Genomic DNA, 13567 nt, shown 5'->3' on the forward strand with positions numbered 1-13567 from the left:
GATTCTTAAATCCCCACCTTAAAGATGGCTTTCCTGATTTTCTCCGGCCCGTCCACAGCCACGGCTGTGCGGTGTCCGTCATTTGGATAGCAGATAAGGAAATCCCCGGGCCTCAGCACCACATGGCTGTTGGCCTCCCCCTCAAGAGGAAGGAAATCATCCTTTTCCACAAATTCCTTCTGCTCCATGTTCTCTATAAAGTTTAAATCAATCTGTTCCTGTCCGTCAAGCATTAAATGGACATCCAGATACTTTCTGTGGGCTTCCCAGAACCGGTTCTCCGGCAATGTGGTTTCATATTCAACTATATTAACAAAGAAACGTTCCCCGTCAATGGGATGGCTTCCCTTTTCATAACCGGCCAGTTCATGGCTGGCCGCATATACAAAGAATTCCTTTAGGTCTTCAGGAAGGAACCCGTAGGCTGCCTCCTGCCTGATATTTCCAAAAATCATATGCTTCCCTCACATTCCATCCAAAGGCGCGGATGGCAGGATGGACCATGCTGTCCGTGCAGTTCCCGCGCCCCTGGACTTAAGCCGGTTGATTAGTTGTGGTAAATCGTGGAGTCAGCCACGGGTTTGGAGTCATCCCCATCCATTTTCCTGGTAATGATGCTGACCGGGATTCCAACCACCAGCGAGATGGCAATGGAAATGATGGAATAGGACCAGATGGATACCGCACCGGCCGGCGCCATGTATTTAATGCATACCATGGTGATGGCTGCCACAAAGAATGCCACGTAAGCGCCCTTTGCATTGGCTATCTTTGTGAATGTGCCAAGGGCAAAGGTACCGCCCAGCACGCCCAGCACCAGACCCATGAATCCGTTGAACCACTCGTATGCGGATTTGATTTCACCGTTTGCCAGTACCATGGAAACGCCGATGGCCACGATGCCCACGCCCAGGGATACATACTGTGCAATCTTAGTCTGGAGGGCGAAGCTCATTTCCTTCTTGGAGAGACGCTCCTGGATATCCAGGGTCCAGCTGGTTGCCACGGAGTTAAGACCTGTGGACAGTGTGGACTGGGAAGCCGCGTAAATGGCTGCAAGGAGGATGCCCGTGATACCTACCGGAAGCTGGTATGCAATGTAGGAAGCGAAAATCTGGTCCTGCTGCGCTGCCGGCGGAAGGGCATTCTGGCTATAGAACACATACAGTCCTGTACCGATTAAATAGAATACGGTTGCGATGAAGATGGACAGTGCGCCGTTGGTCAGCATCATCTTATTCAGTTTCTTCATATCAGTAGTGGTGGTGAAACGCTGTACAATATCCTGGCTGGATACATAGGAAGAACATGTATTCAGACCGGCTCCCACAATCAGCAGGAAAACGCTGTCTTTTAATATATTTGGATTGAAAATGGGCTGGTCCGCGGCCAGGAACTTCCCCTGTCCCATGGTGGAGAAAATAGCCCCGAAACCGCCGTCAATCCCGTGTGCAAGATAGAGAAGGGCAAAGGTAACGCCCACAAGAAGCACGCTGCCCTGGATGAAATCAGTCCAAAGCACGGATTTGAGGCCGCCTGTATAGGAGTAAATGATTGCAATCACACCCATGGCGATAATCAGTATATTTACATTGATTCCTGTAAGGTTGGATAATACCATGGACGGCAGGTACATGATGATGGACATACGCCCTACCTGGTATACGATAAACATAACAGCGCCGAGAACGCGCAGGCCCTTGCTTCCGAAACGGATTTCAAGGTAGTGGTAAGCTGTGTCGATGTCCAGCTTGCTGTAGATGGGCAGGAAAAACCTGATAGTGATGGGGATTGCCACAATCATACCTAACTGTGCAAACCACATAATCCATGTTCCCGCATATGAATTCCCTGCCAGGGACAGGAACGATATCGGGCTTAATAAGGTGGCGAAGATGGAAACCGATGTAACCCACCATGGGATTGTTCCATCTCCCTTGAAAAACTCCTTTCCCTTCATCTCCTTTTTGGAGAAGTAGAGACCGGCAAATAATACTGCCCCAAGATATACAATAAGAATGATCAAATCAATTGTTGTGAATCCCTGCATTGTCAAACTCCCTTTCTTTCATACATACCATTGACTTCCTGCGCGCCCTCCGTCCCTCCCGGAAGGCGCCGGATAAATCAGTTCCCTCTGTCAGATTCCCTTTCGCGGATATCTATTGCGGATATCCACTGCAGATTTTGCTGCGGATATTCCTAACAGGCATTTAGCAGCAGAATCCTGCAACTGCTTCTTTTACCATGCGCGCCGCTTCCTGTGCAATGGGCAGGTCCGCCTCTTCCAGCTGGGGAAGCGGCTCCCTTACGCCCCCAAGGTCCAGGTTCTCGTTGATGCGGAGCATTTCCTTGATGACGCCGTACATATTGCCGCGGCAGGAACACATTTTGTAAATGATGTCGTTGGCAGCGTACTGGACTTTCTTTGCTTCCTCCAGCTTTCCTGCGTTTACCAGCTCATCCATCTTTAAGAACAGCTCAGGCATCACGCCGTAGGTGCCGCCGATTCCGGCTTCCGCTCCAATGACACGTCCGCTGATGAACTGCTCGTCCGGGCCGTTAAAGATAATGTAGCCGTCTCCCGCCGCGGCCTTGAACATCTGGATGTCCTGTACCGGCATGGAAGAGTTCTTTACGCCGATGACCCTTGGGTTCCTGCGCATTTGTGCAAACAGTCCCTGGGTCAGCGCAACGCCGGCCAGCTGTGGGATGTTATAGATGATGAAGTCTGTGTTTGGGGCTGCTGCGCTCATGGCGTTCCAGTAAGCCGCAATGGCATGCTCCGGGAGGTGGAAATAAATGGGAGGAATGGCTGCGATGGCATCCACGCCCAGGCTCTCCGCATGTTTTGCCAGTTCCACACTGTCCTTTGTGTTATTGCAGGCCACATGTGCGATGACGGTCAGCTTTCCTTTTGCAGCTGCCATGACATTTTCCAGGGTAATCTTGCGGTCCTCCACGCTCTGGTAGATGCACTCGCCGGAGGATCCGCCCACATACACGCCCTTAACGCCTTTCCTGATATGATATTCAGTCAGCGCCCTTACACGCTCCGGGCTTACATTGCCCTCCTCATCGTAACATGCGTAAAATGCAGGAATGATACCTTTGTACTTTTCTAAATTTGCCATGATTGTTCTCCTTCTCCCTTTGGGGGGTTGCTTTGTTTATATTAATATGGGATCTGTTTCCTTGTCTGTCTCCCGGACCGGACGGCTTTGCAGCCTTATCTGCCCCAGATGCGCCTGAAAACCGCGTTCTGTCAGATGTACGTCCTACTTAAGCGCCTCTGCAAATGATTTCGTAATCAGCTGGGGCCTTGTGATGATGGAGCCCACAACCACGCTGAACGCTCCCAGTTCAATGACCCGCCTTGCCTTTTCCGGCGTGTTGATGTTGCCTTCTGCTATTACCCGGTGTCTTGCCTTTGCCACTATCTGGCGGATGATGGCGAAGTCGTCTGCTTCTATTTTAAGTCCCCTGCTCTGTTCCGTGTATCCCACCAGCGTGGTGCCTATGAAATCGAATCCAAGTTCATCTGCGTGAAGCGCTTCCTCCACCGTGGAACAATCCGCCATAAGAAGCTGTTCCGGATATGCGGCCCTGATTTCCCTGTAAAACCCATCCAGCGTCTTCCCGCCCGGTTTTAAATCAACGGTGGCGTCCAGGGCAATGATTTCAGGTTTTACCTCCATCAGTTCCTCGATTTCTTTCATGGTCGGCGTGATGTATACCTTGCTGTCCTCATAATCCCGTTTTACAATCCCGATGATTGGCAGGTCCACCTGGGCCTGTATCTCGGCGATGTCCTCTTTGGTGTTGGCACGGATGCCGGCAGCGCCTCCCTCCTTTGCGGCCAGGGCCATCCTTCCCATGATGAAGGAAGAGTGGAGCGGTTCGTGCGGCAGTGCCTGGCAGGAAACAATCAATTTTCCTTTCAGGTTTTCCACTTTGTCATTCATGTCTGTTTCCTCCTTGTAACAATCACTTGGTTATGTCTCATGTCCTTGTAGCCTTAGTATAACAGGTTTGTTTTTATTTTCAATAGCTTATGCATGTTCTGAAAGTTCTTTCACAATCTTTGATTTCCCCCTGCCTTTTCGCACAATTTTATGGATTAGTATTTGTATAATATGCACAATTATCCGAAGGTTGTTTCTCTTAAAGTACAAAGGTTCATTGATACGCCGGCAAAGAGGATTGAAATAGGGCAGAAAAATAGCTAAAAGTCCGGACAGGGCGGTCTTCCCGCCCGTTCCGGACTCTTAGCTGATATTTATAAATTCTTTTTTAATCTTTATTTTACTGTGCAGAACAAGGACTTCTCCATGGTCTCTTCGGTCAGTTCCTGGCCAATACCCGGCTTATCCGGAACAGAGAAATACCCGTTCTCAGGCTGGTAATTGTACTTGCACATGTCAATATTTTCCTGGATCAGCGCTGCCTGATGGTGTTCATGGATGACAAAGTTAGGAATCACCGCCTCCAGCTGCAGGGCCGCTGCCGTGGAAATCGGGCTGCCGCAGATGTGGATCTGTACGCCGATATCATAGGTGTGGGCCATGTCACAGATCTTCTTGCCCTCTGTCAGGCCGCCTGTGTTGCACAGGTCTGGCTGGATGATGCTGAGGGAGCGGTCCTCGTAGAAGGGACGGTAGCCCCATCTGGAGTAAATCCTCTCACCGGATGCCATGGGGATCCTGACATTGTTTGCAATTTCCCTGAATAAGGAAGGATTCAGGGGCTGGGTTGGCTCTTCATAATAGAAGCATCTGTATTTTTCCAGTTCGCGTCCCAGCTGGATGGCCGTATTGGTGTCGGTAAGGGAGTGAAGTTCAATGATGATGTCAAGTCCGGGCCCGCCTGCTTCACGGATTGCTGCCACGCGGTCAACCGCCGCCTTCATCTGGTCATATTCCAGAAGGCCATAGTTACTCCACTCCATCCAGTTGCCCTTCATATTGAAGCCAACCGGGTCTACCTTTACCGCGGTATATCCTTCTGCCATGGCTTTCCTTGCAGCACTTGCATAGTCCTCCGGCGTCACCATGGGCGCACAGATCGGGCCCCAGTCAAACTGGATCTGGCTGGCATAGGCACGGAGCTTATCGTTGGTCTTGCCTCCGAGAAGCTGGTATACAGGAACGTTAAGGGCCTTTCCACGGATATCCCAGAGGGCGATATCAATGGCGCTGATGGCTGAAAATACAATGGTCCCTCCGCCCATGCCCCAGAATGTATCCCGGTGCAGCTTATTCCATATCTGCTCATTGTTCATAGGGTTCATTCCAATGATGGACTGGGCATAATCTTTTAACAGTCCCAGGGCTGCGTCGCTGCCGCTGCTGTAGCATACGCCTGCCTCGCCAAAGCCCGAAATCCCTTCATCCGTGTTGATCCGGCAGATGGATGCCTTCCAATATGTACCTGCCACGCTGGGCTTTCCGCTGGTCACCTGGTAAAGGTCTACGCTGGTAATCTTCATGATAAAATCCTCCTCATAATTAATTTTTATAGTTATATATTGGTTATATGGTTGCCATATCAGTCGTCCCAGACAGACGATTCAATGTGTACGTAAGGGCTCTTGCTGCGTATAAACCCAAAAGCAAAGCAGCCGCCGATAATGATCAGGTTGGCAATGGTAATAAGCGGTGTCAGTGTAAGGCAGGAGTTGATGAACACACATGTATAGGCAATGACGCTGATGGTAACCATCACATAATACAGTCTGTCGGGCATATGGAGCCTGGATTTCTTCCATGCCTCAGGGTACCGCTTCGGAAGCTGGTAATATGCAAATGCATACAGGAATGACAGGGACGAGTTAATCAGCATGATGTTGTTTGTAATGGTGGTGACGCTGAAGTTCAGCAGCAGCGGTATCAGCCCAATCAGATACACAATGGTAAGTATCCTGTAATAGGACCCTCTCTTATTCTTCTTGGCCAGGGACCTGGGCAGCCACCCGTCGGTACATGCCTGCGCAATGGGCACACAGTTGTATGCCAGGGAAGAATTCATGGTTGTCATCAGCGCCATGATCGGTCCGCCTACCATGAATACCACAAACAGGATCGGGGACAGAGCGGTCCGTGCCACAAGGGTAAGGGGCTGGTTCTCCACCATCTCCAGGGGAAGGATGCCTCCGGCAACAATGGCAACGCCGCAGTAAAGGATGACCAGGGTCGGCACTGACATCAGGATGGCCCAGGGTATATCCCGCTTTGCATTATGGGCATCCCGGCCGTAGTTCATGGTTAATGAGTATCCGTTGGTGGAGTATACGAACAGGAAGATTGCTGCAATGAAGCCCTTGCCCCCATGTTTGATGAAATCCGGGGAGGAAATCTGCAGGACAGGCGTATCCAGTTTCGTCATGCCCACGATGATAAACATCAAAAGCGCGGCAATCAGCATCCAGGTCATTACCTTCTGAGCCTTTGCCATGATGTCCACGCCGCCCAGGTTAATCACATAAAACAGGGTCAGGAATACGATTCCCACAATACGCGGATTCAGCTGGGGCCACAGGGAATTGGCATACACGCCCAGGGAAACCCCGAACAGGGAAATGCTCATGGTCTGCCACAGGAAGGCCACTGCGTACATCCCTGCCGCCTTCTCATTGGCAAGACCCGCCAGCATGGAGTAATACCCTCCTCCCAGCCTCAATGTGGACGTCACCCACACCACCGGCATGATCATCAGGAACCCCCATATGATGGCTGCCCCATATGCAAGCCAGGCAGAGTATCCTGTCAGCGCCATGGCCGGACCCACAAGGGTGATGACTCCTGCCCCGATTACCTGTCCGATGGACAGGGCGTACAGCTCCGGCTTCTTAAGGATACCTGGCGGGGGCGCTGGAACGTATGTAACTTTGCTGCTTTCCTTCTGCATAACGAATCCTCCTTTTATGAATTTCCTATCTATCTATTCACTTGTTCGCTAGGTTGATAATACATCAATTCACTTAATAATTCAATAAGTTTTGTATATTATTTTATTTTTCATCATTATGAACGAATCCAATTGTGACATATACACAAAAAAGGTATTGTGCCAGGAATACAGTTCCTTTGCACAATACCTTTTCTTCACCATGTCTTTTATTGTCATGTATATCTGCTTCTCACTCGTCCAGCGCAGGTATCAGCTGGATCTTAAGCATTCTCTCCCGCGCCCTCTTTAGCGCCTCCATATCTCCATTGCAGATGCCGCTGATGATTTCCATGTGCTCATCCTCACGCTTCCCGCTCTTTTCCTCCCATAGGATTTCCTTGCGGATCCGGCTCTCCAGCAGTTCACGTATGTGGCTGACGATTGCCTTTTTTGTCATCAGGTAAATATCAATATAAAGATCGTTGTGGCTCATGCGGATGACCTGATGGTGGAATTCAAAATCCGCCTCAGCCAGTTCATCCATTAACCGTTCATTGTCCACATCCTCTTTTAGCTGGGAGCGTTTTTCTTCATACTGTTCGTAACACTGTCTCAGTTCCTCCCGTTCCTCCTCAGTGGAACTGGACACCGCAATCCGCATGGCCTCGCCTTCCAGCAGGTTCCTTAATTCCCGCACATCATTCAGGTGCTTCTCATCCATATAGATATCAGCTATCTCATTCATATAAGGAGCCATGGAGAACTTCCTGACATAGGTGCCGTCCCCTACCCTGGTCTCTAAAAGCCCCAGCGTGTTCAGCTTCTGCAGCGCCATACGGACACTCAGCCGGTTCACGCCAAAGGTATCCGCCAGGTCCCCTTCTGAGGGAAGCTTATCCCCTGGCTCCCATGTATGGTTCAGGATGTTATCCTTCAAGGCTTCGCTTACCTGGTCAACCACCGATACTTTCTTTATCTTCATACTTTCCCTTTCCGTACATCAGGGCATGCAAATCATGCCCTTAACCTATATTTATACAATATATGGTCTATTCATCTGCTCGATAGATATACATATATTTACATTATATGGCACAGGGGAAAATATTACAAGGGGTTCCTTAAAACCGCTTAATCTTCTTGGAAGGCGTCTTCTCAAACTCCGTCTCCCTCACAATCAGGCTGTAAATCCGCTTATACACAGGCATATCCTGGTTGAACCCATCCACCAGTTCCTGAAGCTTTCCCTGAATGTCCTTCACATGTTTTTTCTTTGCATACTCATAATCAGGGAAGATTTCCGCCTCAATCACCTTGTCCTTTTCCCGCACCAGGATTTCCTTTACCAGTGCGGAACGGCTCAGCTGGTTCTCCAGTTCCTCCGGCGACACATTCTCGCCGTTGGCAAGGATGATCAGGTTCTTCCTGCGTCCCGTGATGTAGACGAAATCATCCTCATCCACGTACCCCAGGTCCCCGGTCTTCAGCCATCCGTCCTCCAGGGTTTCGGCGGTCTGCTCCGGCATCTTATAATACCCCTGCATCACGCTGGAGCCCCTGACCCAGATTTCCTCATCCACCACCTTGGCCTCACAGTTGGGAAGCAGCTTGCCCACCGACCCCTTTTTGTTCTCCCACTCCAGGTTGGTGCTGATGACAGGAGAACACTCCGTCATGCCATACCCCTGAAGGATGGTGATGCCATACTCCTTGAACTTATCCACATAATCCGGGTCCAGGTAAGCGCCGCCGCTGCATATGATCCTCAGGTTCCCGCCAAACGCGGCCTTTGCCACCATTTTCTTGGGGATAAGGCTGCCGGCATCCTTGAGCTTGCCGTAAATGGATTCAATCACAAGGGGGACCAGCAGCACGATTTCCGGCTTGAACAGCTTCATGTTCCTCTGCACATGCATGATGGAATCATTGATACAGATCACAAGGCCGATGTGAAGCCCCTTGATGATGTCCATGGTCAGGCAGTACACATGGTTAATGGGCAGCAGTGTCATGGAAATGGTCCCGGCCGGAATCTTCATATCCAGGCACACTGCATTGTCCACCAGGTTCCTGTGGCTCAGCATGACCCCCTTGCTCTTGCCGGTGGTTCCTGACGTGAAGAGGATGGTGGCCAGCTGGCCGCCGTCCAGTTCCTTCTCATACTCCCCTGCGTGCAGGGCCATGAGCATGGACAGGGACTGTACCCCATCCGCGGCTTCCTCTGCCTGCATGGAGAGAATGTACCGGACAGACGGACATTTTTCCTTCACGGCCTCCGCCACATCCCTGCGGATTTCATCAAAGACAAGCATTTCCACGTCTGCCCGCTCCAGCAGTTCACACACAGCGTCCGCGGGAAGCTGGGCGTCAATGGGCACTGCCACGCTGCCGCTGCCAACAATCCCAAAGTAGCTCACGATCCACTGGTAGGTGGTGGTCCCTATAAGGGCAATGTGCTTTCCCTCCATGCCCATGGATTCCACCATACGGCTTACGGCCATGGAATCCCGGTCCACATCCAGGTATGTCCTGTCCACGATTTCCTTTTTCACTTTATAGCGGAATGCTGTCTGGCTCCCATAGGCCTCTGCCCCATGGCGTATAATATCCCTCAATGTCCTTACCGGCATAGTTTCCTTCCTCTCTGGCCCTTAAGCCCTGCTCCCTTTCATCAGACCTTCATCAGTCCTTATATCAGTCCTGAAGCGACCGGATGTATTCCACTGCATCCTTTACGGTTTTTACATTGACCACTTCACGCTCTTCCACTTCCACATCAAATTTCTCCTCGATTTCACCCACCATGCTCATGAAGTCATAGGAGTTAAACCCAAGGTCCTCGATGAACCGGGACTCCTCTTTGATATCAGACGGGTTCACATCCACATACTCACATATTAATTCCTTCAGTTCCTCAAACATTGCCGATCCTCCTTAATCTATTGTTAAACCATTTCCATAATTTCGCCTACCGTGCGCTCCGGGTCTTCCACCCCGCGGAATATGATCCTGCACAGGTAGTAATAGATATACTCCAGTTTTTCCGGCGTCACCACGCCGGTCTGATACTCAAACCCAAAGTCCAGTCCATTATCCATGGTCCGGTGGCTCACGGTCAGGTACAGGGTATGGGCCGCCACCCCGTTGGAATAGCGGGCTGTCTTATATTTGATATCGCCCAGCTTATCAAGGCCCGGACCATCGTATTTCATGGCCAGGGGCTGGTAGGTCAGGCTCAGGGGTTCGTAGGTCTGCCCGTCCTTCAGCTTATAATAGTCATGGCGGAAGTTAAAATACTCGGACGGACTGTAGCTGGCATGGCGGAAATACTGGTTCTGGGCATCCCTTATCTTAAACAGCCCTTCCATGAAGGTATCATCCTTTGGCACAATGGTCCTGAAGGGGAAACAGTGGATCCTGCTTCCGCCGCACCGCTTTTCCAGCAAGGTGGCCCGCCTTGCAATGGTGGTGGTGACGGAAATGTCGTCCTCGTCATTTTCCTTCTGAAGGAACGTCCTGAGCCCCATCAGCAGAAGGCAGGTCATGGAAATGCCCTTTTCCTCGCAGAAATCCAAAAGGCGTTTGGACGGCTCCCCCTCCAGATGGAAATTGGTGATGTTGGCCTCCACGTTGTCCGAGGTGTTGGTGGCTGCGCGCAGCTTTTTATTCCGGCTGGCCCTGCGTTCCTTCCGGAGCTTTTCCGGCCCATAGATATCTGCAAAGATGGGTTCGGATGAAGCAATCAGGCTTTCAAAGAATTCCCTGTCCCTCTGGCTGGCCTTGCTGCCCGCCTCATAGGCCAGGTCTTTTTCCAGCTGTTTGATGTAGGAGGACATTTCCTTTGGATAATTAACCTCTTCATACAGCCTGCTGCAGTAGAGTTCAATCACATCCTTAAAGAACACAATCAGGGCCTGGGCGTCCATGGTCATGTGGTCCACGCAGATATAAAGCCCCTGGTACCCGTCCGGCATTTTAATCATCACAATGTGATGCATGGGGGAATCATAGCGCTCAAACGGTACCTCGGTCCACTCCCGCAGCTTTTTCTGTGCGTCTTCCTCCCGCCAGCCCGTGAAGTCAAAGTGCTCAATCTCCTTTGTCTCCTCCTTCACCACATACTGGTAAATATTCCCATCCCTGTCCCTGGCAAACCTGAGGCGCATGGAGTCGCAGCGCGCAATGGCTTCCTTTATGCATTCCCTGAGCACATCCCAGTCCAGATTGCTCTCAATGGTAAGGCTGGACCCTATGTTTAACACCTGCTTTTTGGGACAGTACTTAAGACAGTAAAAATGCAGCTTCTGGGCAGCCGTCAGCGGGTATACCTTGTAGCCTTTCCTGGTCTTCATCTCTCTATTCCCCTTTCTCATCCCGGGAGTCCGGGCCTTCCTGCCTGTCTCCCAGCGGTTCAGCGCCGCGCTCAAGTACCGGTTCAATGGCATGGCCAAGCGCTGGTTCAATGGTATGTTCAATCACCGGTTCAATGGTACGCCCAATCAGTGCGGTTACCGCATCCTCATAGCTCTTTGTATCTTTATAGTAGGCTTCTGCATGGGATGCCCCGCTTATGACCAGCAGTTCCTTCCCGGAAGCACATGCGCCGTAAAGCTGGTACACCATGGAACATGGCACAAAAGTGTCCGCGTCCCCGTGTATGAACAGGATGGGGATCCTGGCCTTCTTCACCTCATCCCTGGCATTGCACTCATTCAGCCCGTACCCTGCTTCCCGCCTTGCCATGCAGTCCGCAATCTGCAGGATGGGAAAAGAAGGCATATGGTACATGGATTTAAGCACAAAGCTGAACACCTCCCAGGCAGAGGTGAAGCCGCAGTCGGAAACAGCTGCCTTTACCTGCGGCGGAAGCAAAAGACCGGTAGTCATAAGCACCGTGGCCCCTCCCATGGAAATGCCGTGAAGCATGACCTGGCAGTCCTGTCCCAGACGTTCAATCACATACCCGATCCAAAGCCTTGCGTCCATCCGGTCCAGGCATCCGAATCCGATATAGGTGCCCCCGCTCTTACCATGGGCCCTTTCATCCACCACCATCAGGTTGAACCCCTGCTCCAGATAGAACTTTGCAATGGAGGAAAAATCATTCAGCCCTTCGCTGGTGTATCCATGGAAACAGACCACGGCCCGGTCCGAACCCGGGCACGGGAAGAACGTGCCGTGAAGCCTCAGGCCGTCGTCTGAGGTAATGTACACGTCCTCCTGGGGCTTTCCCGACAGCCATTCCTTGCTGGCCCTGATGGCCGGGATATAGGCATCCCAGTCCGTGCCCGCCATTTTCCGGGTCCGCTCACGCTTTGCATTGCCGCGCATGACCGTCCTGCAAAAAAAGTATCTGGCAATCCCGTATTCCCCTGCCGCGCCTGCGGCGGCCAGGCCGAATAATAATCCAAACTTACCCATATGTACTCCTTTCATATCAGTCCCGGGTCACACGTATCTTTGCCCCGGCCTCTTCCCGCGCCAGTCCCGGGTCACACAAACTTCTGGAGTTTCAGCGCCTTTTCCAGGCTTCCCTCCACCTTAAGCTTTCCTGTGGTGAATGCAAAAACAGGGTCCAATTTTCCTGCTGCCAGCTTTAACAATGTGTCCGCAGAGCAGATGAAAATTGCATCCCTGTCATAGTATTCGTAAGGCTCCACATAAAGCCTGCCGTCCTTTGCTTCCGCATAAAAGATGCCTTCGCCTTGTCCTGTGATGTTAAACTGAAACGCCAGATGCTCATCCACCTTGCTCACATCAGCCTTCATGAATATTTCCTTTACGGTTTGAAATACTGTCTCGAATGTCATGATTGTCTCCTTTATCTGATTGCAGGGTCCGGCTGGAAAACAGGTTCCTGTATCAGGATTCCAGGCCCATGCCCCTTCTTTTTTCGACCAGCGGTCGAATCAACATTAAATTAACCATAACACTTTTTCGACCGCCAGTCAAGTATGGCTTTTTCCATTGGCATCTGTTATACTGGGAAGTATTCTAAAGAGAAAACCGAGGTTTTTTTATGCAAAACAATAACAAACGGGAACGGATCCTGGACGCCATGCAGGAACTGATGCGCACCGCCAGTGCCCAGGCCATTTCCGTCAGCGATATTGCCCAAAAAGCAGGAATCGGGAAAGGAAGTATTTATTACTATTTTCCCTCTAAAAATAATATCATCGACGCTGTCATCGAGCGCTCCTATTCCCGGGTGCTGGACGCTGGCAGGGAGCTGGCCGCCTCCTCACACATGGATGCGTTTAAGAAAATGGAGATTATTTACAATGCCTGTCTGGACTCTTCCACGGAACTGCGGCGCCAGGAAGCCATCGGCACCTTTAATGAACAGCAGGAAAGCGCATTCATCCACCAGAAGTTTGCCCGCATCATCATCACCAAGCTCAAGCCCATACTGACCGATATCATACGCCAGGGCATGGACGAGGGCTCCATCCAGTGCCAGTACCCGGAAGAGACGGCCCAGATCGTACTCACCGTGCTGACCATAACCCTGGACAACCACCTGGTTCCGGCCGGGCCTGAGCAGATTGGACGGGTCCTGACCGCATTTACGCAGATGCAGGAAAAGAGCATGGGCATGCCGGCGGATACCCTGCAGTTCCTTATGCGGAAAAATGAAGCGGAGGCAGCCCGCCCCATGAAAGAGACTGACAACCGATAA

Annotated in this window: 13 protein-coding genes; 1 reads left to right on the forward strand and 12 read right to left on the reverse strand. The window is 51.2% G+C overall.

Annotated features, from left to right (window positions below; all coding sequences use genetic code 11):
- Window positions 1-5: 5 nt before the first annotated feature.
- From DWX59_RS04140 to DWX59_RS04195, 12 genes are all read right to left on the reverse strand, one after another.
- Entirely contained in the window at window positions 6-455 is a 450-nt protein-coding gene (locus tag DWX59_RS04140; protein ID WP_117556443.1) for a NanQ anomerase/TabA/YiaL family protein, read from the reverse strand.
- A gap of 92 nt (window positions 456-547) precedes the next feature.
- Entirely contained in the window at window positions 548-2050 is a 1503-nt protein-coding gene (locus DWX59_RS04145; RefSeq protein ID WP_117556445.1) for a sodium:solute symporter family protein, read from the reverse strand.
- A 163-nt stretch (window positions 2051-2213) separates the two neighbouring features.
- Window positions 2214-3134: a dihydrodipicolinate synthase family protein gene (locus DWX59_RS04150; protein WP_117556447.1), complete on the reverse strand. Its 921-nt coding sequence runs from the start codon at window positions 3132-3134 to the stop codon at window positions 2214-2216.
- Between the two features lie 144 nt (window positions 3135-3278).
- Window positions 3279-3965 carry an N-acetylmannosamine-6-phosphate 2-epimerase gene (locus DWX59_RS04155; RefSeq protein WP_117556449.1) on the reverse strand — a complete coding sequence of 229 codons (687 nt, stop codon included), beginning with the start codon at window positions 3963-3965 and terminating at the stop codon, window positions 3279-3281.
- A gap of 335 nt (window positions 3966-4300) precedes the next feature.
- On the reverse strand, window positions 4301-5488 hold the full coding sequence (locus DWX59_RS04160) for a mandelate racemase/muconate lactonizing enzyme family protein (protein WP_117556451.1): 1188 nt from the start codon (window positions 5486-5488) through the stop codon (window positions 4301-4303).
- A 59-nt stretch (window positions 5489-5547) separates the two neighbouring features.
- Window positions 5548-6906, reverse strand: a complete 1359-nt coding sequence (locus tag DWX59_RS04165; protein WP_117556453.1) for an APC family permease — start codon at window positions 6904-6906, stop codon at window positions 5548-5550.
- Between the two features lie 232 nt (window positions 6907-7138).
- A complete protein-coding gene (locus DWX59_RS04170) occupies window positions 7139-7870 on the reverse strand; it encodes a FadR/GntR family transcriptional regulator (RefSeq protein ID WP_117556455.1) in 732 nt (243 codons plus the stop codon).
- A gap of 139 nt (window positions 7871-8009) precedes the next feature.
- Complete coding sequence (locus tag DWX59_RS04175; RefSeq protein WP_117556457.1) at window positions 8010-9518, reverse strand: AMP-dependent synthetase/ligase; 1509 nt, start codon at window positions 9516-9518, stop codon at window positions 8010-8012.
- Between the two features lie 64 nt (window positions 9519-9582).
- Window positions 9583-9810, reverse strand: a complete 228-nt coding sequence (locus DWX59_RS04180; RefSeq protein WP_117556459.1) for an acyl carrier protein — start codon at window positions 9808-9810, stop codon at window positions 9583-9585.
- A gap of 23 nt (window positions 9811-9833) precedes the next feature.
- A complete protein-coding gene (locus DWX59_RS04185; RefSeq protein WP_117556460.1) occupies window positions 9834-11240 on the reverse strand; it encodes a condensation domain-containing protein in 1407 nt (468 codons plus the stop codon).
- Window positions 11241-11244: 4 nt separating this feature from the next.
- Window positions 11245-12309, reverse strand: coding sequence for an alpha/beta hydrolase (locus DWX59_RS04190; protein WP_117556461.1), 1065 nt, complete (start codon window positions 12307-12309; stop codon window positions 11245-11247).
- A 71-nt stretch (window positions 12310-12380) separates the two neighbouring features.
- Window positions 12381-12698, reverse strand: a complete 318-nt coding sequence (locus DWX59_RS04195) for an SCP2 sterol-binding domain-containing protein (protein WP_117556462.1) — start codon at window positions 12696-12698, stop codon at window positions 12381-12383.
- Between the two features lie 209 nt (window positions 12699-12907).
- Here DWX59_RS04195 and DWX59_RS04200 point away from each other — a divergent pair, with 209 nt between their 5' ends.
- The gene (locus DWX59_RS04200) at window positions 12908-13567 is read left to right on the forward strand and encodes a TetR/AcrR family transcriptional regulator (RefSeq protein WP_117556464.1); all 660 of its coding nucleotides are present in this window, start codon (window positions 12908-12910) and stop codon (window positions 13565-13567) included.

The sequence above is a fragment of the Enterocloster aldenensis genome (genome assembly GCF_003434055.1).
Classification (GTDB): Bacteria; Bacillota; Clostridia; order Lachnospirales; family Lachnospiraceae; genus Enterocloster; species Enterocloster aldenensis.